This is a genomic window from Streptomyces sp. 1114.5 (assembly GCF_003635085.1).
Lineage (GTDB): Bacteria > Actinomycetota > Actinomycetes > Streptomycetales > Streptomycetaceae > Kitasatospora.
On the sequence record NZ_RBXE01000001.1, the window covers coordinates 3,580,531 to 3,599,417 of the forward strand.

General features: G+C 74.6%; 20 protein-coding genes and 1 pseudogene. 18 read left to right on the top strand and 3 right to left on the bottom strand.

Going from position 1 to position 18,887, the window contains the following annotated elements; translation table 11 throughout:
* Position 1 precedes the first annotated feature (1 nt).
* The 12 genes and pseudogenes from BX285_RS15980 to BX285_RS16035 all read left to right on the top strand — a co-directional run bounded on the left by BX285_RS15980 (position 2) and on the right by BX285_RS16035 (position 10,661).
* Positions 2 to 232, top strand: coding sequence for a hypothetical protein (locus tag BX285_RS15980; RefSeq protein WP_097238595.1), 231 nt, complete (start codon positions 2 to 4; stop codon positions 230 to 232).
* A gap of 89 nt (positions 233 to 321) precedes the next feature.
* Positions 322 to 501 (top strand): hypothetical protein, encoded by a 180-nt coding sequence (locus BX285_RS15985; RefSeq protein ID WP_097238596.1) that lies wholly within the window; start codon positions 322 to 324, stop codon positions 499 to 501.
* 222 nt (positions 502 to 723) lie between these two features.
* A pseudogene (gene tatA, locus BX285_RS15990) lies at positions 724 to 891 on the top strand (Sec-independent protein translocase subunit TatA); the annotation flags it as partial.
* A gap of 148 nt (positions 892 to 1,039) precedes the next feature.
* On the top strand, positions 1,040 to 1,936 hold the full coding sequence (tatC, locus tag BX285_RS15995) for a twin-arginine translocase subunit TatC (RefSeq protein WP_097238598.1): 897 nt from the start codon (positions 1,040 to 1,042) through the stop codon (positions 1,934 to 1,936).
* 160 nt (positions 1,937 to 2,096) lie between these two features.
* Positions 2,097 to 3,257: an FAD-binding oxidoreductase gene (locus BX285_RS16000; RefSeq protein ID WP_257032860.1), complete on the top strand. Its 1,161-nt coding sequence runs from the start codon at positions 2,097 to 2,099 to the stop codon at positions 3,255 to 3,257.
* 87 nt (positions 3,258 to 3,344) lie between these two features.
* The gene (locus BX285_RS16005; protein ID WP_097238599.1) at positions 3,345 to 3,662 is read left to right on the top strand and encodes a (2Fe-2S)-binding protein; all 318 of its coding nucleotides are present in this window, start codon (positions 3,345 to 3,347) and stop codon (positions 3,660 to 3,662) included.
* Positions 3,643 to 5,049: an NAD(P)/FAD-dependent oxidoreductase gene (locus BX285_RS16010; protein WP_121175487.1), complete on the top strand. Its 1,407-nt coding sequence runs from the start codon at positions 3,643 to 3,645 to the stop codon at positions 5,047 to 5,049. The genes BX285_RS16005 and BX285_RS16010 overlap by 20 nt, the downstream gene beginning before the upstream one ends.
* Before the next feature lie 151 nt (positions 5,050 to 5,200).
* Positions 5,201 to 6,064, top strand: a complete 864-nt coding sequence (locus BX285_RS16015) for a dihydrodipicolinate synthase family protein (RefSeq protein WP_398900963.1) — start codon at positions 5,201 to 5,203, stop codon at positions 6,062 to 6,064.
* A 106-nt stretch (positions 6,065 to 6,170) separates the two neighbouring features.
* On the top strand, positions 6,171 to 7,175 hold the full coding sequence (locus BX285_RS16020) for a proline racemase family protein (RefSeq protein ID WP_097238602.1): 1,005 nt from the start codon (positions 6,171 to 6,173) through the stop codon (positions 7,173 to 7,175).
* Between the two features lie 104 nt (positions 7,176 to 7,279).
* Entirely contained in the window at positions 7,280 to 8,647 is a 1,368-nt protein-coding gene (locus BX285_RS16025; protein WP_121175489.1) for an aldehyde dehydrogenase, read from the top strand.
* On the top strand, positions 8,647 to 9,675 hold the full coding sequence (locus BX285_RS16030) for a proline racemase family protein (protein ID WP_121175490.1): 1,029 nt from the start codon (positions 8,647 to 8,649) through the stop codon (positions 9,673 to 9,675). Before BX285_RS16025 ends, BX285_RS16030 begins: the two co-directional genes overlap by 1 nt.
* A gap of 32 nt (positions 9,676 to 9,707) precedes the next feature.
* Positions 9,708 to 10,661, top strand: coding sequence for an ornithine cyclodeaminase family protein (locus BX285_RS16035; RefSeq protein ID WP_310794214.1), 954 nt, complete (start codon positions 9,708 to 9,710; stop codon positions 10,659 to 10,661).
* Between the two features lie 107 nt (positions 10,662 to 10,768).
* Here the strand turns inward: BX285_RS16035 and BX285_RS16040 are convergent, their stop codons facing one another.
* Positions 10,769 to 11,359, bottom strand: coding sequence for a TetR/AcrR family transcriptional regulator (locus BX285_RS16040; protein WP_097238604.1), 591 nt, complete (start codon positions 11,357 to 11,359; stop codon positions 10,769 to 10,771).
* Between the two features lie 131 nt (positions 11,360 to 11,490).
* Between BX285_RS16040 and BX285_RS16045 the strand changes: the two genes are divergently transcribed.
* The 3 genes from BX285_RS16045 to BX285_RS16055 all read left to right on the top strand — a co-directional run bounded on the left by BX285_RS16045 (position 11,491) and on the right by BX285_RS16055 (position 13,950).
* Positions 11,491 to 12,378 (top strand): NAD(P)-dependent oxidoreductase, encoded by an 888-nt coding sequence (locus BX285_RS16045; protein ID WP_257032862.1) that lies wholly within the window; start codon positions 11,491 to 11,493, stop codon positions 12,376 to 12,378.
* A gap of 164 nt (positions 12,379 to 12,542) precedes the next feature.
* Positions 12,543 to 13,253 carry a GntR family transcriptional regulator gene (locus tag BX285_RS16050; RefSeq protein WP_097238605.1) on the top strand — a complete coding sequence of 237 codons (711 nt, stop codon included), beginning with the start codon at positions 12,543 to 12,545 and terminating at the stop codon, positions 13,251 to 13,253.
* A gap of 100 nt (positions 13,254 to 13,353) precedes the next feature.
* Positions 13,354 to 13,950, top strand: a complete 597-nt coding sequence (locus BX285_RS16055) for a Uma2 family endonuclease (RefSeq protein ID WP_121175491.1) — start codon at positions 13,354 to 13,356, stop codon at positions 13,948 to 13,950.
* Between the two features lies 1 nt (position 13,951).
* On the opposite strand, the gene BX285_RS16060 is transcribed toward BX285_RS16055, so the two are convergent.
* Positions 13,952 to 14,632 carry an ABC transporter ATP-binding protein gene (locus BX285_RS16060; protein WP_121175492.1) on the bottom strand — a complete coding sequence of 227 codons (681 nt, stop codon included), beginning with the start codon at positions 14,630 to 14,632 and terminating at the stop codon, positions 13,952 to 13,954.
* Positions 14,629 to 15,705 carry an ABC transporter permease gene (locus BX285_RS16065; protein ID WP_121175493.1) on the bottom strand — a complete coding sequence of 359 codons (1,077 nt, stop codon included), beginning with the start codon at positions 15,703 to 15,705 and terminating at the stop codon, positions 14,629 to 14,631. The genes BX285_RS16060 and BX285_RS16065 overlap by 4 nt, the downstream gene beginning before the upstream one ends.
* 179 nt (positions 15,706 to 15,884) lie before the next feature.
* On the opposite strand from BX285_RS16065, the gene BX285_RS16070 reads away from it, so the two are divergent.
* Genes BX285_RS16070 through BX285_RS16080 form a run of 3 tightly spaced genes read left to right on the top strand, consistent with a single transcriptional unit; the run spans position 15,885 to position 18,834 of the window.
* Positions 15,885 to 17,132: a sensor histidine kinase gene (locus tag BX285_RS16070; protein ID WP_121175494.1), complete on the top strand. Its 1,248-nt coding sequence runs from the start codon at positions 15,885 to 15,887 to the stop codon at positions 17,130 to 17,132.
* The gene (locus tag BX285_RS16075; RefSeq protein WP_097238610.1) at positions 17,129 to 17,761 is read left to right on the top strand and encodes a response regulator transcription factor; all 633 of its coding nucleotides are present in this window, start codon (positions 17,129 to 17,131) and stop codon (positions 17,759 to 17,761) included. Before BX285_RS16070 ends, BX285_RS16075 begins: the two co-directional genes overlap by 4 nt.
* Before the next feature lie 44 nt (positions 17,762 to 17,805).
* Positions 17,806 to 18,834 carry a nitronate monooxygenase gene (locus tag BX285_RS16080; RefSeq protein WP_121175495.1) on the top strand — a complete coding sequence of 343 codons (1,029 nt, stop codon included), beginning with the start codon at positions 17,806 to 17,808 and terminating at the stop codon, positions 18,832 to 18,834.
* Positions 18,835 to 18,887 lie beyond the last annotated feature (53 nt).

Genomic DNA, 18,887 nt, shown 5'->3' on the forward strand with positions numbered 1-18,887 from the left:
GGTGGAACCCGGGACCAGATTCAAGGTGTACTGCTCGGAGTGCCGGGAGAAGGTGGAGCTGCCCGCCGAGGAGTTCCGGCTGACCCTGGGGCGCACCCCGGCCCAGGCGCACTACAGCTTCGGCTGCCCGCAGTGCGGGGCGGCGGTGCGCAAGCAGGCCGGGGAGAAGATCGTCGAGGCGCTCACCGGGGCCGGGGTCCGCACCATGCGGCTCGTGCCGGCGGAGGGGTAGCGGGCGGGGTGAGCGGGGGGTAGCGGGCGGGGCGAGCTGGGGTAGGAGTCGGGGCGGGCCCCGCTCGGGGCCCGTATAGGGTGGGGCGCATGTCCTGGATGCTCGTCGCCGCCGTCCTGCTCGCCACGGCGGGCCTGCTGGTCCTGGGGGTCCTCGCGATCCGGCTCTGGCTGGACGTGCGGACGCTCGCCAAGGGCGTGGACGCGGCCTCGCGGGCGCTGGCCTCGGCGGCGGAGGACCTCGCGGAGGCGGTGCCGGGCCGGGCGTAGCGCCCTGGCGCGGCGCCCGCGGCCCGTAGCACGGCGAAACCGTTCGCGGTACGGGGGCTGCTGCGCGGAGGTAGGGGCGGGTTACGCTCTCAGATGGCTCCTGAGAACCGTGTACCGGGGGCCGCTGTCCTGTTCGGGCGGCCGTCGTCGTGGCGTCATCCGCAGCGGTTACCATCCGCAGCGGACGGCCCGTCGGGCCGCCATGACTGAAGGTGGTCGGCCATGCGCATCTCGATGACCGCGATCGTCGTGATCGTGGTAGTCGCCATCGTGCTGTTCGGAGCCAAGCGGCTGCCGGAGGTGGCGCGGTCGCTGGGCCAGTCGCTGCGGATCCTGAAGAGCGAGGCCAAGGCGATGCGTTCGGACGGGGAGTCCGGGGCCGACGGCGAGCGTCGGCCTTGAGCGCGACGCACACGGCGCACGCGACGCACACGACCACGCAGGCCCGTCGACCGGCGGGCCTCGACGCACGAGTTGAGGACCGGGGTTGAGCAAGCTCTCCAAGGCGTCGAAGGCGCCAAAGGACCCTGAGGGGCGGATGGCCCTCGCCGACCACCTGCGGGAACTGCGCAACCGCGTGGTGAAGTCGGTCCTGGCGATCGTGCTGTTCGCGGCCATCGCGGCGGTCTTCCACAAGGACATCGAGCACTTCCTGCTCCAGCCGCTGCCGCAGTGCAACACCAAGGTGGCCGCCGACCATTACCACGGGCGCTGCGCCCAGGTGTCCAACATCGGCCTCACCGCGGGCTTCAACTGGATGCTGAAGGTCGCGCTGACGGCCGGCGTGGTCGCGGCCGTCCCGGTCTGGCTGTACCAGGTGTGGGCCTTCGTGGCGCCCGGTCTGCACCGGCACGAGAAGAAGTACGCGATCCTCTTCATGGTCTGCGGCGCCCCGCTGTTCCTGGCGGGCGTGGGCTGCGCGATCATGGTGATGCCGACCATGGTCGAGATGCTGATCTCGTTCACCCCGAGCGACACGACGCCGATCCTGCCGCCCGAGGACTACTTCGACATCGCCACCCGGATGGTGCTGGTCTTCGGTCTGGCCTTCGAGTTCCCGCTGCTGCTGGTGATGCTCAACCTGGTCGGCATCGTGACCGGCAGGCGGCTGCTCGGCTGGTGGCGCGGGATGGTCATGGCCATCACCGTGTTCGCGGCGTTCGCCACCCCGGGCGCCGACCCGGTCAGCATGCTGCTGCTGTCGGCGCCGATCTGGGCGCTGTACTTCATCGCCGTGGCGATCGCGCTCTTCAACGACAAGCGGAAGGCGCGGCGCAACCCGGACGCGGGGCTGGACGACGAGGAGGCCTCGCACCTGGACCTGTCCGTGCAGCCGGTGGCCGGTGCGGAGGCCGTCCGGGCGTCGGCGGCGCCGACGGCGAGCAGCGCCCCGGTGCCGGGCGCCCGCCACGAGCAGATGGACGACATCACCTGAGCCGGTGAGCCGTCGTAGGCCGTCGTGGCCGGCGTAGGCCTTCGTGAGCCCCGGCCCGTCGCTTCCGAGCGGCGGGCCGGGGCTTTTCGCTGGTCGGGGGCTCCCCCGGGTTTCGGCGGGTGGTCTTGGCAGGGTTGATGGCATGTGACATATTACTGGCGTGCTGAAGACCCAGAGACCTCCCCTGGACGTCGTCGTGGTCGGCGCCGGAGTGGTCGGCGCCGCCTGCGCCTACTACGCCGCCCGCGCCGGGCTCGCCGTCGCCGTCGTGGACCGCGGGCCGGTGGCCGGCGGCACCACCGGCGCGGGCGAGGGCAACGTGCTGGTCTCCGACAAGGAGCCCGGCCCCGAACTCGACCTCGCACTGCTCAGTGCGCGGCTCTGGCGCGAACTCGCCGACGAGCTCGGCGCGGCCGTCGAGTACGAGCCCAAGGGTGGCGTGGTGGTCGCCTCCACCGCCGCCGGGCAGGAGGCGCTGCGGGCCTTCGCGGAGGGCCAGCGCGCCGTCGGGGTGGTCGCCGAGGAGGTCCCCGGCGAGCGGCTGCACGAACTGGAGCCGCACCTCGCCCCCGACCTGGCCGGCGGCTTCCACTACCCCCAGGACGCCCAGGTCCAGCCCGCCCTCGCCGCTGCCCGGCTGCTGCTCGCGGCCCGCCGGATGGGCGCCGAGCTGATCACCGGGGAGACCGTGACCGCCGTGGACCGCGGGCCGGACGGCGCCGTGCGCGGTGTGCGCACCGACCGCCGCCGGCTGGCCGCACCCGCCGTGGTGAACGCGGCCGGCACCTGGGGCGGTGAACTGGCCGCGCTGGCCGGGGTGCACCTGCCGGTGATGCCCCGGCGCGGCTTCGTGCTGGTCACCGAACCGCTGCCGCGGGTCGTCCGGCACAAGGTCTACGCCGCCGACTACGTGGCCAACGTGGCCAGCAGCTCGGCCGGGCTGGAGACCTCCGCCGTGATCGAGGGCACCCCGGGCGGGCCGGTGCTGATCGGCGCCAGCCGGGAACGGGTCGGCTTCGACCGCACCCTCTCCCAGGAGGTGCTGCGCCGACTGGCCGTCCAGGCCGCGGAGCTCTTCCCGGTGCTCGCGGAGGTCGCCGTGATGCGGGCCTACCGGGGCTTCCGCCCGTACCTGCCGGACCACCTGCCGGCGATCGGCGCGGACCCCCGGGTGGCCGGGCTGTACCACGCGTGCGGGCACGAGGGGGCCGGCATCGGGCTGGCTCCGGCGACCGGACTGCTGATCAGCGAGCAGCTCGCCGGCAAGCAGCCGGAGCAGGACCTCGCGCCGTTCCGGGCGGACCGGTTCCCGGCCGGGTGAGACCGGTTCCCGGCCGGTGAGACCGGCCCCGCCACCGCCCCGTCACCGCCCCGTATGAGATTCCGTCCTGGATTGGAGAAGCCGCCGATGCGCCGCCGCACCCCCGCCGGGCTGGTCGAGGCCGAGCCCGGGCCCGCCCACCACATCGAGTTCGACGGGCGGCCCGTCCCCGCCTTGCCCGGGCAGTCCATCGCCGCCGCGCTCTGGGCCGACGGCGTGCTCGCCTGGCGCACCACCAGGGTCGGCGGGAAGCCGCGCGGGGCGTTCTGCGGGATCGGCGCCTGCTTCGACTGCCTGGCCGTCGTGAACGGCCGCCCCAACCAGCGCACCTGCCTGCTGCCCGCCGAGCCCGGCACCACCGTCACCACCCAGGAGGGCCACGGCCGTGCCGACCTCGCCGTCTGACGATTCGCTGTTCGACCTCGCGGTGGTCGGCGCAGGCCCGGCCGGGCTCGCCGCGGCCGTCACCGCCGCCGACCTCGGGCTGCGGTGCGTCCTGCTGGACGGCGGGTCGAGCACCGGCGGGCAGTACTACCGCCACCCGGCGCCCGGCCTCGGCGCGGCCCGCCCGGACCGGCTGCACCACCACTGGTCCGCCTACACCGGCCTGGCCGACCGGCTCGCCGCCCACGAACGGTCCGGGGCGGCCGCCTTCCGCGGCGGGCACCAGGTCTGGGCGCTGGAGCGCACCGGGGACGGCTTCGCGGTGCACGTCACACGCGGGCCGGAGAGCACCGACCGGGCCACCGTCCGGGCCCGGTCGGTGCTGCTCGCCACCGGCGCGTACGAGCGGCAACTGCCGTTCCCCGGCTGGACCCTGCCCGGAGTGGTCACCGCGGGCGGCGCGCAGGCGATGCTCAAGGCCGGGCTCGTACTGCCCGGGCGGCGGATCGTGGTCGCCGGAAGCGGACCGCTGCTGCTCGCGGCGGCGTCCTCGCTGGTCACCGCCGGGGCCGAGGTGCCCGCGGTGGTCGAGGCCACCGCCTACCTCGGGTACGCGCGGCGCCCCGGAGTGCTCGCGGGCGTCCCCGGCAAGCTGGTGGAGGGCGCCGGGCACGGCGGCGCGCTGCTGCGGCACGGCGTACGGCTGCGGCCGCGCAGCGCCGTGGTCGAGGCGCACGGGACGGACCGGGTCACCGGCGTCACGGTCGCCCGGCTGGACGCCGACTGGCGGCCGGTGCCCGGCACCGAGCGGCGGATCGACTGCGACGCGCTCGCCGTCGGCCACGGCCTGCTGCCACAGATCGACCTCGCCACCGAGCTGGGGGCGCGGACCCGGACCGGGCCGGACGGTGCGGTTGCGCTGGAGGTCGACGCCCGGCTGCGCACCAGCGTGCCCGGCCTCTGGTCGGCGGGGGAGACCAACGGCGTCGGCGGCGCGGACCTGGCGCTCGCCGAGGGCGAACTGGCCGCGCACGCGGTGTCCGGGGCGCTGCCGGCGGCCGCGCTGCTGCGCCGCCGGGCGCGGCTGCGGGCCTTCGCCGAGCTGATGGCCGCCGCGCACCGGCCCGGGCCCGGCTGGACCGGGTGGCTGCGTCCGGACACCGACGTCTGCCGGTGCGAGGAGGTGCCGGTCTCGGCGGTCCGGGAGGCGGTGGAGGAGCTGGGCGTGGGGGATCCGCGCACCGTCAAGCTGCTCACCCGGGCCGGGATGGGCTGGTGCCAGGGGCGGATGTGCGGGCCGGCGGTGGCCTGTCTGGCGGGGGCGGGTTCGGCCTCGGGGCCGGATCGGCGGCCGCTGGGGTGCCCGGTGCCGCTCTCGCAGTTGGCGGCGGGGCCGTCGCCGGGGTAGGGCCTGCCGCTCGGCCGCTCGGCCTGTTGTCGAACGGGTCGGTCGGGGACCTTGTCTCCGGCCTGTCCGCTCCTATAAAATGTCACACCTCACCAAGGAGTTGCACGTGTCCATCACCCAGCACGACACCAACCGTCCCTGGCGCGGCATCATGGTCGCCACCACGATCCCGCTGCGCCCGGACCTCTCCGTCGACTACGACGCCTACGCCGAGCACGTCCGCTGGCTGATCGACTCCGGCTGCGAGGGCGTCGTCCCCAACGGCTCGCTGGGCGAGTACCAGACGCTCACCGCCGAGGAGCGCGCCCGGGTCGTCGAGGTCGCGGTCGAGGCGGCCGGCGACGGCTCCCGGGTCATGCCCGGGGTCGCCGCGTACGGCAGCGCCGAGTCCCGCCGCTGGGCCGAGCAGGCGGCCGAGGCCGGCGCCGGCTCCGTCCTGCTGCTGCCGCCGAACGCCTACCGGGCCGACCACGCCTCGGTGCGGGCGCACTACGCCGAGGTCGCCAAGGCGGGCCTGCCGATCGTCGCCTACAACAACCCGATCGACACCAAGGTGGACCTCGTCCCGGCGCTGCTCGCCCAGCTGCACGGCGAGGGCTCGATCGTCGCGGTCAAGGAGTTCAGCGGCGACGTCCGCCGGGCGTACGAGATCGCCGAGCTGGCCCCCGGGCTGGACCTGCTGATCGGCGCCGACGACGTGCTGCTGGAGCTGGCGCTGGCCGGCGCGGTCGGCTGGATCGCCGGCTACCCGAACGCGCTGCCCGAGGCCTCGGTCGCGCTCTACGACGCCGCGGTCAAGCACGACCTGGAGACCGCGCTGCCGCTGTACAAGTCGCTGCACTCGCTGCTGCGGTGGGACTCCAAGACCGAGTTCGTCCAGGCCATCAAGCTGTCCATGGACATCGCCGGGCGCCCCGGCGGGCCGGCCCGGGCGCCGCGGCTGCCGCTCACCCCGGAGGTCGAGGCGGCCGTGCGCGCCGCCACCGAGAAGGCGCTGGCCGAGGGTCTGGCGTAAGGCCTGCCCCGGGGCGTGTCCTGGCCGCGCCCGACTTCCCGGCCGGCTGCGGGGGCAGCCGGCCAGGCCCCACCAACCACCAGAACCTGTACGGGAGTTGTGACCCATGCGGAGCCGTCATGTGTTCCATGCCGTCGACTCGCACACCGAGGGCATGCCGACCCGGGTGATCACCGGCGGCTTCGGCATCATCCCCGGGGCCACCATGGCCGAGCGCCGGGTGCACTTCCAGGAGCACCTGGACCACTTCCGGACCCTGCTGATGTACGAGCCGCGCGGCCACGCGGCGATGAGCGGCGCCATCCTGCAGCCGCCGACCCGGCCGGACGCCGACTTCGGGGTGCTCTACATCGAGGTCTCCGGGCTGCTGCCGATGTGCGGGCACGGCACCATCGGCGTCGCCACCGTGCTGGTCGAGACCGGGATGGTGCCGGTGGTCGAGCCGGTCACCACCGTACGGCTGGACACCCCGGCCGGGCTGGTGGTCGCCGAGGTGCAGGTCGAGGACGGCGCCGCCAAGGCGGTGACCATCCACAACGTGCCGTCCTACTCGGTCGCGCTGGACCGCAAGATCGAGGTGCCCGGTTACGGCACCGTGAGCTACGACCTCGCCTACGGCGGCAACTTCTACGCCATCCTGCCGCTCGACCGGTTCGGGCTGCCCTTCGAACGCGAGCGCAAGCAGGAGATCCTGGACGCCGGCCTCGCCCTGATGGACGCGATCAACGCGGGCCCCGACCGGCCGGTGCACCCGGAGAACCCGTCCATCCACAGCTGCCACCACGTCCAGCTGCTGGCGCCCGGCTCCACCGCCGAGCACTCCCGGCACGCCATGGCCATCCACCCCGGCTGGTTCGACCGCTCGCCCTGCGGCACCGGCACCTCCGCGCGGATGGCCCAACTGCACGCGCGCGGCGAGCTGCCGCTCGGGCAGGACTTCCGCAACGACTCCTTCATCGGCACGACCTTCATCGGGCGGCTGGTCGAGGAGACCGAGGTCGCCGGGCGGCCCGCCGTGGTGCCCACCGTCACCGGGCGGGCCTGGGTCACCGGCACCGCCCAGTACTTCCTCGACCCGAGCGACCCGTTCCCGGCGGGCTTCCTGCTCTGAGGCGAGCCCTGCTCCGAGCAGAGCCCTGCTCCGAGCAGAGCCCTGCTCCGAGCAGCACCCGCGTTGCCCGTGCCTGCTGAACCACCCCCGAAGGGCTGCCAGTTGTGACCATCACCTCGTACAACCCCGCCGACCCCACCGACCTGGTGCTCGCCGTCGAGGAACCCGGCGCCGAGGCCGTGCGGGCCGCCGTCGGCCGGGCCCGGGCGGCGCAGACCGGCTGGCTCGCCGCCGGGGCGGCCGCCCGGTCGGCGGCGCTCGGCCGGATCGCGGACGCGATCGAGGCGCACGCGGAGGAGCTGACCGCGCTGATCGTGCGCGAGGTCGGCAAGCCGCTCGCCGAGGCCCGCGGCGAGGTCGCCCGGACGGCGGCGATCTGGCGCTACTACGCGCAGGCGCCGTACACGCCGTCCGGGGCGGTGCACGAGACCGCCGCCGGGCCCGGACTGCTGTTCACCCGGCGCCGCCCGTACGGGGTGGCCGGGCTGATCGCGCCCTGGAACTTTCCGCTGGCGATCCCGAGTTGGAAGGCGGCGCCGGCCCTGGCGGTCGGCAACACGGCCGTCCTCAAGCCGGCGCCCGAGGCGACGGCGTGCGCGCTGCGGCTGGCGGAGCTGGCCCGGGGGGCCGGGTTGCCGGAGGACGTGTTCACCGTGCTGCCCGGCGGGGCGGAGGAGGGCGCGGCGCTGGTCGAGACGGCGGACGTGGTCTCCTTCACCGGCTCGACCGGCGTCGGCCGGGCCGTGGTGCGGGCGGCGACCGAGCGCGGGGTGCCGGTCCAGGCCGAACTCGGCGGGCTGAACGCCGCGTTGGTGCTGCCGGACGCCGACCTGGAGCTGGCCGCCACGCACATCGCCGCCGCCATCGCCGGGTACGCCGGGCAGAAGTGCACCGCCACCAGCCGGGTGATCGCGGTCGGCGCCGCGTACCAGCCGCTGCGCGAGGCACTGGTCAAGGCGCTGGCGGCGGTGGACGACTCGGTGTGCGGCCCGGTGGTCAACTCCGGGGCCCGGGACCGGTTGACCGGCGCGGTGGACTCGGCCGTCGAAGCCGGCGCGACCGTGCTCACCGGCGGCGGCGTGCCCGAACGGGTCGGCTGGTACGTCGAGCCGACCCTGCTCGCCGACGTACCGGCCGAACACCCGCTGGCCCGCGAGGAGTTCTTCGGCCCGATCGCCGTGCTGCACGCCGCCGCCGACCTGGACGAGGCGATCGCGCTCGCCAACGACACCCCGCACAGCCTCGCCACCTCGGTGCACACCCGCAGCCTGGACGTGGCGCTGGCCGCCGCGGACCGGCTGGACGCGGGCATGATCCGGGTCAACGCCCCGTCCAGCGGCGTCGACTTCCACCTGCCCTTCGGCGGGGCCAAGGGCGCGAGCCACGGCGAGCGCGAACAGGGTCAGGCGGCACTGGACTTCTACACCGCCGGCCGGACCGTCAGCGTGCTGCCGGGCGGAGGCGCGCTCTGATGTTCGTGCGGACGGTCGACTACCACACGGCCGGCGAGCCGTTCCGGATCGTGCTCGACGGCACGCCGCCGATCCCCGGCGACACCGTCGCCGAGCGGCGGGCCATCGCGCTCGGCGCCGGCGGCAGCGCCACCGCGCCCCGGCCGAGCGCGCTGGACGAGATCCGGCAGCTGCTCACCCGGGAACCGCGCGGACACGCCGGGATGTACGGCGGGTTCCTGGTGCCGTCGGACGACGACGAGGCCCATCTCGGCGTGCTGTTCTGGCACAAGGACGGCTACTCGACGGCCTGCGGGCACGGCACCATCGCGCTCGGCGCGTGGGCGGTGGAGTCCGGCCTGGTCCGGGCCCCCGAGGACGGCGTGGCGCGGGTCCGGATCGACGTGCCCTCGGGGCGGGTCACCGCACTGGTGCACCGGGCCGGCGGGCGCACCACCGGGGTGACCTTCCGCAACGTGCCCACCCGGGTCAGCGCGCTGAAGCTGCCGGTGGAGACCTCGCGGGGGACGGTCGAGGTGGCGGTGGCGCACTCCGGCGCCTGCTACGTCTCCGTGCCGGCGTCGGCCTTGGGGCTTGCCGTGGAGCCGGCCCGACTGCCCGAACTCACCGCTGTGGGGCGGGAGATCAGGGCGGCGCTGGCCGGCGCGGAGGCGGTGGCGCACCCGACTGACGCCCGGCTGTCGGGGGTGTACGGGGTGATCCTCCACGACGAACTGCCCTTGGCGGACGGGATGTTGAACCAGCGGAACGTCACCGTGTTCGCGGACGGGCAGATCGACCGCTCGCCCTGCGGCTCCGGCACCTCAGCCCGGCTCGCCGTGCTCGCCGCAGAGGGCCGGCTGACCCCTGGGGAGATCCTGCGGCACGAGTCCGTCATCGGGACGGTGTTCACCGGTCGAGTGCTCCCCGGCGGCGACCCGTCGGGGGAGGGCGTCGTCACCGAGGTCGGCGGGACGGCCTTCCGCACCGGGGAGCACGGGTTCGTGCTGGACGCGGACGACGAACTGGGGACGGGGTTCCTCCTGTGAGTCCGGACGGGTCGGGAGTGACGGTTCCGGGTGTGACTCCTTCGAGTCCGACTGCGCTGCCCGGTACGGCGGTTGTGCCGCTCCAGTACGCCGTGCCGGGCACCGGCGGGGTCGGGCCCGCCGAGGCGGTGGGGGCGATCGAGCGGGTGCTGCTGAACGGGTTCGACCCGGAGGCGGCACCCGCCCGGTCGGCCGTGCCGGTGCCCGCCGGCGAGCTGCTGATGATGCCGGCCGCCGACGGGTCGTACGCGGGCGTGAAGATCGCCGGGGTCGCGCCCGTCAACCCGGCGCGCGGCCTGCCCCGGATCACCGGCAGCTACCTGCTGCTGGACGGGCCCACCCTGCAACCGCTCGCGCTGCTGGACGGCGCCGCGCTCACCGCGCTGCGCACGCCCGCCGTCACCGCGGCGGCGCTGCGCCGGCTGGCGGTGCCGGAGGCACGGCACCTGGTGCTGTTCGGCTCCGGGCCGCAGGCGTACGGGCACCTGGACGCGCTGCTGGCCGTGCGGCCGCTGAGCCGGCTCACGGTGGTGGCGCGGCACGCCGGTCGGGCCGAGGCGCTGGCGGCGTACGGCCGGGGGCTCGGCCTGGCGGCCGCCGTCGGCGGGCCGGAGGCCGTCGCGGAGGCGGACCTGGTGGTCTGCTGCACCACCGCGCGCACCCCGCTGTTCGACGGCACCCTGGTGCCCGCGCACGCGGCGGTGGCGGCGGTCGGCTCGCACGAGCCGGACGCGCGGGAGGTGGACGGGGCGCTGGTCGGGCGGGCCGAGCTGTACGTGGAGGCGCGGTCGGTCGCGGCCCGGGAGGCCGGGGACCTGCTGCTGGCGGGGGTCACCGGGCGGCAGCTGTGGAACCTCGCCGAACTGGTGCGCGGGGACGCGCTGGTGCCGGCCGGGCGGCCGCGGTTCTTCAAGAGCGTCGGGATGGCCTGGGAGGACCTGGCGGTCGCGGCGGAGGTGTACCGGCAGGCGCAGGCGCAGGCGTAGGCGTTCGCAGGCCTGGTTGTGAGGCTGGAGTCGGCCCGGCGGGAAGGGATCCCCCGCCGGGCCGGCTTCTTTGCGTTCTCGGGAAGGCGTCGGCAGCGGGCCGGGCGTCAGCAGTAGCCGGCGAGCAGGCGGGCCAGGTGTCGGCCGGTGACCAGCAGTGGCTCCTCGCTGCGGGCGACCTGGGCGGCGAGCTCGGCGCCCTCCAGGGTGTTGATGACCGTGCCGGCCAGTTCGCGGGCGTCCTGCTCGGCGATGCCGGAGGCGCGCAGCCGCTCCGCCACGATGGCCTGCCAGTTGGCGAAGGCCTCGGTCACGGCCTGCTCGATGACGGGCACCCGGCCGACCGTCTCCAGGGCGGTGGTGGTGATCGGGCAGCCGTCCTGCCAGTCGGAGGCGCGCAGCTCGTGGGCGAGCAACCGGGTGCAGGCGTTCACCGCCTCGCCCAGGTCCTCGGAGGAGCCCAGCCCGGCGCGCAGCAGGACGGCGAACTCCTCGTCCCCGTGCCGGATCGCCTCGGCGGCCAACTCCTGCTTCCCGCCCGGGAAGAAGTGGTAGACGGAGCCGAGCGTGGCCTCGGCCTCACGGGAGATCTGCTTGATTCCGGTGCCCTCGTACCCCTGGCGTTGGAGCAGGCGGGAGGTGGCCCGGATGATCCGCTCGCGGGTGCCGACGGTGGTGGTCTTCTCGGACGTCTTCACGGGGGAATCCTAGTCGAGGATCTGGGTAGAGCGTTCGTTCTAGGACTGTGCTAACGTCGACCCCGTCGCTCTGGGTAGAGCGTTCGTTCCAATCGAGGGGATCTGCTGCTGTGTCTGTTACGTCGTCCGCCGTGTCCGCTGGTTCCGCCGGTTCCGCCGCGAGGTCCGTGACGGTGATCGGGCTCGGCCCGATGGGGCAGGCCATGGCCGGGGCGTACCTGGAATCCGGGTACGCCGTCACGGTGTGGAACCGTACGCCCGAGCGGGCCGCCGAACTGGTCGCCCGGGGAGCCGAGTTGGCGCCGAGTGTGGAGGCGGCGGTGGCGGCCAACGAGCTGGTGGTGCTCAGCCTCACCGACTACGACGCGGTGTTCGCGATCCTGGAGCAGGCGGAGCCGGCCCTGAAGGGGAAGGTCTTCGCCAACCTCACCTCCGACACCCCGCAGCGGGCCCGCGAGGTCGCGGCGTGGCTCGCCGACCGCGGGGCCGGGCACCTGACCGGCGGCGTGCAGACCCCGCCCTCGGGCATCGGCAGCCCCGAATCGTCCACCTTCTACAGCGGCCCGGTCGAGCCGTTCCAGCGGCACCGGGTGGCCCTGGAGGTGCTGACCGGCGCCGACTACCGCGGCGACGACCCCGGGCTGGCGCAGCTGTACTACCAGATCCAGATGGACCTGTTCTGGACCTCCCTGGTCGGCTACCTGCACGCCACCGCGATCGCCGAGGCCAACGGCATCTCGGCCGAGGAGTTCCTGCCCTATCTGAGCTCGACCGCCGCCTCGATGGCCGGCTTCCAGGCCTTCTACGCGCCGCGGATCGCCGCCGGGGACCACCGCGGGGACGTCGACCGGGTGGCGATGGGGCTCGCCGGCATCGAGCACGTCCGGCACACCGCCGAGGCCTCCGGGGTCGACGGCGCGCTGCCGGCCGTCCTGGAGGCGGCGTTCCGGCGGGCCGTGGAGGCCGGGAACGGCGCGGCGAGCCTGACCTCGCTGGTCGGGCAGTTCCGCCGGGCATAGCCGTGGGTGGGGCAGATCGTGTGCCGTCGGCCGTTGTCACGGCCGACGGCCGCTGCCACCATGAGCGTCGGCAGGCCCGGGAGGCATTCGAATCACGGACGGTTGCGCACGCACCGTAACGTGACATTGTACGCTGGGGTTCTGCACCCACCCGGAGGAACACTATGGCCGACCTCAAATCCCGCACCCTGATCTCCGTCCAGGAGCGGCTTCGCGACCAGGTCGCCCACGCACTCCGGGCCGCCCTGATCTCCGGCGAACTGCGCCCCGGCGTCGTGTACTCGGCACCCGCCCTCGCTGCCGACTTCGGCGTCTCCGCCACGCCGGTCCGCGAGGCCATGCTCGACCTCGCCCGCGAAGGCCTGGTCGAAGCCGTCCGCAACAAGGGCTTCCGGGTCACCGAGCTCACCGAGCGAGACCTGGACGACTACACCGAGATCCGCGCCCTGATCGAGGTCCCGACCGTCGGCCGGGTCACCCGCGCGGCGAGCAAGGACCAGCTGGAGCGGCTGCGCCCGCAGGCCGAGGCGATCGTCGCCGCCGCCCGCAAGCACGACCTGATCGGCTACCTGGAGGCCGACCGGCAGTTCCACCTCGACCTGCTCGGCCTGGCCGGCAACGCGCGGCTGGTCGACGTGGTCGGCGACCTGCGCAAGCGGTCCCGGCTGTACGGGCTGAACCGGCTGGACGAGCGCGGCGAGCTGGTGTCCTCGGCGGAGGAGCACCTGGAGCTGCTGGACCTGATGATCTCCGGCGACGCGGAGGCGGCCGAGGCCTGCATGACCCGCCACCTCAGCCACGTCCGCTCGCTGTGGGCCGGCCAGGACGAGGCGGCGGAAGCGGACCGCCCGGCCCTGCGGCTGCGGGCCCGGTAGGGGCTTGAACCGCCCCTTCGGGTGAATACGGAGGATCGGGCGTCGGGGGTGCCCGGGTCCTACGATGATGGTCCCGACATCGGCAGTCAGGAGGAATTCCGTGTCCGCCGCAGCAGTGGAAGAGCCCATGGAGCAGCCGACGCTGCTCGAAGCCGCCGAGCTGATCTCCAACCAGTTCGCCGGGCACCGGGTCGAGATCGTCGGGAGCCAGATCACCGTGACGCCACTGCCGAATGCTTCGCACGGCAGGTCGCTGAGCCGCCTCATGCGGGTGCTGTTCGCGGCCGGCCTCGACGGGGACGAGGTCGACGTCCTGCAGAACGTCGGGATCTGGTTGCCGACTGGGCCATCGGACTATGCCGTGCCCGATCTGTCGATCGTTGACTCCGACATCGATGACCACCTGATCGAGTACAACTGTTACGACCCAGCGGTCTTCCGTCTCGTACTGGAGGTCACCTCATCGAACCTGAGTGATGATCTGAAGCGGAAACCCACCGTGTACGCCACGGCTGGGGTACCCGTTTACGTCATCGTGGACCGCACGAACCAGCGCGTCCTGGTGCTGACCGAGCCGCAGGACGACGAGTACCGCGTGCACGCCGTCCACCACCGGGGTCAGTCGTTCACCTTGCCGGAGTCGATCGGAGCGCCGGTGACGCTCGCGGTGGACGACGTGCTTGCCGCCAAGAAGTAGCTCAGACCGCTGACAGCACCGTCAGCCTTCCGTCGTGGACTTCGGCGATCCGGTCGACGGCGGTGAGGTGGGTGCGGTCGTGGGTGACCAGGATGGTCGCCGTGGCGCGGCGGTGGGTGAGGTCGGTGATCAAGTCCAGGACGGCGGCGCCGCGTTCGTGGTCGAGGGCGCTGGTGGGCTCGTCCACGAGCAGGACCGTGGGGTCGTTCATCAGGGCGCGGGCGATGTTGATGCGTTGACGCTGGCCGCCGGAGAGCTGGTGCGGGCGACGGGCGGCCTGGTCGCGCAGGCCGACGGCGTCCAGCAGGTCCAGGGCGCGGGGGAGGGCTGCGCGCGGGGGACGGCCGTCGAGGTGGGCCATCACCTGGAGTTGTTCGACGGCGGTGAGCGAGGGCAGCAGGTTGGGCTGCTGGAAGACGATGCCGATCCGGGTGCGGCGCAGGGCGGTGAGTTCGGCGCGGCCGAGGCCGGCGGTGTCGGTGCCGTCGATGACGACGTGCCCGGAGTCCGGGGTGATCAGGGTGGCGGCCACCGCCAGCAGGCTGGACTTGCCGGAGCCGGACGGGCCGACGACGGCGGTGACGGAGCCCTTGGGGACGGTCAGCGAGACCTGGTCGAGGGCGGTGAGCCGGTCGTCGCCGTCCGGGTAGGTGAGCGTGATGCGGTCGAGGTGCAGAGTCATCGTGCGCTCCCCAGAGCGGTCAGCGGGTCGACGGAGGTGATCCGGCGGATGGACAGGGCCGCGCCGACCGCGCCGAGGGCGATCATGACGACGGCGGGCAGCAGGACGGTCGGGGCGTCCAGGACGAAGGGGACGGCGGAGCCGATCAGCGCGCCGAAGCCGGCCGCGATCGCGGTGCCGACGGCCGTACCGAGCACCAGCAGCAGCACCGCCTGGCCGAGGGCGTCGCGCAGCAGGTAGCGGGTGGAGGCGCCGAGGGCCTTGAGGACGGCGATGTCGCCGCTGCGCTGGATCGTCCAGACGGTGAAGAACGCGCCGATCACCAGCGCGGAGATGGCGAACAGGAAGCCGCGCATCAGCTGGAGGGAGCCGTTCTCCGAGGTGTAGGAGCCGATCGCGGCGAGGGCGTCGTCGCGGGTGCGGCTCTCGGTGCCGTGGCGGGCGTCGGCGGCGGCGAGGTCGGCGCCGTTCGCCGTGGTCAGGGCGATGACGGTGGCGTGGCCGGCGCCGCCCGGGGCGAGCTGCTGCCAGTCGGTGAGGCTGGTCCAGATCACCGGGGTGTGGCTGTACGCGGCGTCGCCGTCGACGGCGGCGACCCGCAGCGGGTGCCCGGCGAGGGTGAGATCGGCGCCGGGAGTGAGGCCGCCCAGGTTCTCGGCGGCGGTCTTCGACAGCACGGCCCGGCCGGGGGCGATCCGGCTGCCCTGGGGGGCCAGCCCGGAGCCGTCCGGGACGCCGAAGGCGGAGAGTGCGGCGGTGCGCTTTCCGGCGGCGGCCTTGGTGGTGGTGATGCCGAGCGGCTGGGCGGAGGTGACGTCGGGCTCGCGGGCCCAGGCCTGCCACTGGTCGGGCGTGACCTGGGAGTCGGTGAAGGAAAGCTTCTGCCCGTCGGCCGGCCGGCCGAACACCAGGTGGTCGGCGGGCAGGCCGGTGATCGCGGAAATGTTCTGCCGGCCGAGCCCGGCGGTCAGCCCCGACAGCAGGCCGACCAGCACGGTGATCAGCACGATGACGGTTCCCATCAGGGCGAACCGCCCCTTGGCGAACCCCAGGTCCCTCCAGGCGACGAACACGGTGGCCTTCCTCTGCACGGGTGTCTGCCGGGCACGGTGTTTCCGACGCTCCCACCGTCGCGGACCGCCGGGCTCCGGGGCATCGCGCCGCGGATTGCATCCTGGGCATCGAAGGGCAGAAGCGGAGCTCAACCTTTTGATTGATGCCGGGGCCGGTGGGCGGAACTTAGGCTGGAGGGATGGCGACCGAACGATCCCGCACCACCCCCGTCGCCCGCGTCCTCCAGGTCTGCCTGCACCTGCTCGTGGCGGGCCTGCTCGTGCTCGCCGTCGCCCGGTCCGTCCTCGCCGGCGGTACCGGGCCCGGCGGCGGCCCGGCCGCCGTCGCCGCCGCGGCCACCGCGATGGGAGCCGCCTACGCCGTCGGGCCGCAGCTGGCCGCCGTCCGCCGCTCGCGCCGGGCGGCCGCGCTCTGGCTGGCCCTGCTCGGGGTCACCTGGGCGGGCGTGCTGCTCGCCACCCAGGACGGGGTCTGGCTGGCCTTCCCGCTGTACTTCCTGGAACTGCACCTGCTCGGGCGGCGCGGCGGGCCGGTGGCCGTCGCCCTGACCGCCGCCGGGGCGATCGCCGCGTGGTCCTGGCACCAGCACAGCCTCAGCCTCGCCGCCTCGATCGGGCCCGCGCTCGGCGCGGCCGTCGCCACCGCCACCGTGCTCGGCTACCAGGCGCTGTACCGGGAGAGCGAGGAGCGGCGCCGACTCATCGACGAACTCACCGCCGCCCGCGCCGACCTCGCCGCCGCCCACCACACGGCCGGAGTGCTCGCCGAACGCGAGCGCCTGGCCCGGGAGATCCACGACACCCTGGCGCAGAGCCTCAGCTCCATCCAGCTGCTGCTGCGGGCGGCCCAGCGGGCCCTGCCCGAGCGCACCGAGGCCGCCGCCGGGTACGTCGAGCAGGCGCGGCAGGCCGCCCAGGACAACCTGGACGAGGCCCGGCGGTTCGTCCGCGCGCTCACCCCGCCCGCGCTGGACGGCGACTCGCTGCCGGTCGCGCTGGAGCGGCTGTGCGCGACGACGACGGCGCAGTCCGGCCTGCCGGTGAAGCTGCACCTCTCCGGTGACCCGGTGCGGCTGCCGGCGGCGCAGGAGGTGGCGCTGCTGCGGATCGCGCAGTCGGCGCTCGGCAACACCGTGCGGCACGCGCAGGCCGCGCGGGCCGAGGTGACACTCAGCTACATGGAGGGCGAGGTGGCGCTGGACGTGTTCGACGACGGGGCCGGGTTCGATCCGGCGGCGGTCGCGGGCCGCGCGGGCGGGGACGGGGGGTTCGGGCTGCCCTCGATGCGGGCCAGGGCCCGGGCGCTCGGCGGGAGCTTCACGGTGGAGTCGGCGCCGGGGGAGGGCACGGCGGTCGCGGTGCAGCTGCCGGTCGGCGCGGTCGGGCCGGGCGGGCTCGAAGCTCCGAGCCCGGAGGTGGCGCCGTGATCCGGCTGCTGATCGCCGACGACCACCCGGTGGTGCGGGCCGGGCTGCGCGCCGTGCTGGAGAGCGAGCCGGACTTCACCATCGTCGCGGAGGCCGCGACCGCCGAGCGGGCCGTCGAACTGGCAGCCGGGCCGGAGGTCGACGTGGTGCTGATGGACCTGCAGTTCGGGCCCGGCTCGGCGATGAACGGGGCGCAGGCCACCGCCGCGATCACCGCCCGGGCGGGCGCGCCGCGGGTGCTGGTCGTCACCACGTACGACACCGACGCCGACACCCTGCCCGCGCTGGAGGCCGGCGCGACCGGCTACCTGCTGAAGGACGCGCCGCCGGAGGAACTGGCGCAGGCCGTCCGGGCCGCCGCGGCCGGACGCTCGGCCCTGGCGCCCAGCGTCGCCGACCGGCTGCTGGAGCGGATGCGGACGCCCGCGGCGGCGCTCAGCGCGCGGGAGACCGAGGTGCTGGGGCTGGTCGCGGACGGGCTGACCAACCAGCAGATCAGCCAGCGGCTGCACCTGAGCCAGGCCACCGTGAAGTCCCATCTGGTGCACATCTACACCAAGTTGGGGGTGGACTCGCGTACGGCGGCGGTGCGGGAGGCGCGCGGGCGGGGGTTGATCCGCCGCGCGTAGGCTGAGGACGCCGTCCGTACCCGCAGCAGCGTGAGGAGCCACCGATGGCCGTCCGTCCCGCCCTCGAAACGCTCGCCGTGCCGGTGATCGCCGCGCCCATGGCGGGCGGCGCCTCCACGCCGGAACTCGCGGCCGCGGTGAACCGGGCCGGCGGGCTCGGGTTCCTCGCGGCGGGGTACCGCAGCGCCGCGGCGATGGTCGAACAGATCGCGCTGCTGCGGAAGTCGACCGAACGGCCGTACGGGGTGAACCTCTTCGTCCCCGCCCCTCCCGGGGACCGGGAGGCGGTGGCCGCCTACCGCGAGCGGCTGCGGCCCGAGGCCGAACGGTGGGGGGTGGAGCTGCCGGCCGAGATCGGGCCGGACCGGGACGACTGGGACGCCAAGCTCGCCGCGCTGCTCGCCGACCCGGTGCCGGTGGTCTCGTACACCTTCGGGCTGCCGACGGCGGAGGAGGCGGCCGCGTTCCGGGCGGCCGGGACGCTGCAGGTGGGGACCGTCACCACGCCCGAGGAGGCGCGGGCGGCGGAGGCGGCCGGGATGGACGCGCTGTGCGTGCAGGGCCCGGAGGCGGGGGGCCACCGGGCCACCCACCGCGCCGCGGACCTGCCGGGGGAGCTGCCGCTGCTCCGACTGCTGCCCGCGGTACGGGCGGTGACGGCGCTGCCGCTGATCGCCGCCGGCGGTCTCGGGGACGGCGCGGCGATCGCGGCGGCGCTGCGGGCCGGGGCGGTCGCGGTGCAGCTGGGGACGGCGCTGCTGCGCTCGGACGAGTCCGGCGCCTCGGCCGCCCACCGGGCGGCGCTCACCGAACTCCCGGAGACCACCGTCACCCGCGCCTTCACCGGCCGCCCCGCCCGCGGCCTGCGCAACGCCTTCATCGACCGCCACGGCCCGTACGCCCCGCCCGCCTACCCCGAGGTCCACCACCTCACCGCCCCCCTGCGGGCCGCTGCCGCCCGCCGCGGAGACACCACCGCCATGCACCTCTGGGCCGGCACGGCCCACCACCTGGCCCGCTCCGGCCCGGCGGAGCAGATCGTCGCGGACCTGTGGAGCAGCGCGCGGGGGTAGAGCGCCGGGCGGGGCGCGTTGTCGCTCGCAGGGACAACCTGCGGGCGTACGCC

Excerpts from the sequence above, each read along its gene's own strand:
- BX285_RS15985 (WP_097238596.1), top strand. The coding sequence starts at position 322 with ATGTCCTGGATGCTCGTCGCCGCCGTCCTGCTCGCCACGGCGGGCCTG.
- BX285_RS16015 (WP_398900963.1), top strand. The coding sequence starts at position 5,201 with ATGGTCGCCACCACGATCCCGCTGCGCCCGGACCTCTCCGTCGACTAC.
- BX285_RS16080 (WP_121175495.1), top strand. The coding sequence starts at position 17,806 with ATGGCCGTCCGTCCCGCCCTCGAAACGCTCGCCGTGCCGGTGATCGCC.
- BX285_RS16050 (WP_097238605.1), top strand. The coding sequence starts at position 12,543 with ATGGCCGACCTCAAATCCCGCACCCTGATCTCCGTCCAGGAGCGGCTT.
- BX285_RS16030 (WP_121175490.1), top strand. The coding sequence starts at position 8,647 with ATGTTCGTGCGGACGGTCGACTACCACACGGCCGGCGAGCCGTTCCGG.
- tatC (WP_097238598.1), top strand. The coding sequence starts at position 1,040 with ATGGCCCTCGCCGACCACCTGCGGGAACTGCGCAACCGCGTGGTGAAG.
- BX285_RS16020 (WP_097238602.1), top strand. The coding sequence starts at position 6,171 with ATGCGGAGCCGTCATGTGTTCCATGCCGTCGACTCGCACACCGAGGGC.
- BX285_RS16060 (WP_121175492.1), bottom strand. The coding sequence starts at position 14,632 with ATGACTCTGCACCTCGACCGCATCACGCTCACCTACCCGGACGGCGAC.
- BX285_RS16070 (WP_121175494.1), top strand. The coding sequence starts at position 15,885 with ATGGCGACCGAACGATCCCGCACCACCCCCGTCGCCCGCGTCCTCCAG.
- BX285_RS16005 (WP_097238599.1), top strand. The coding sequence starts at position 3,345 with ATGCGCCGCCGCACCCCCGCCGGGCTGGTCGAGGCCGAGCCCGGGCCC.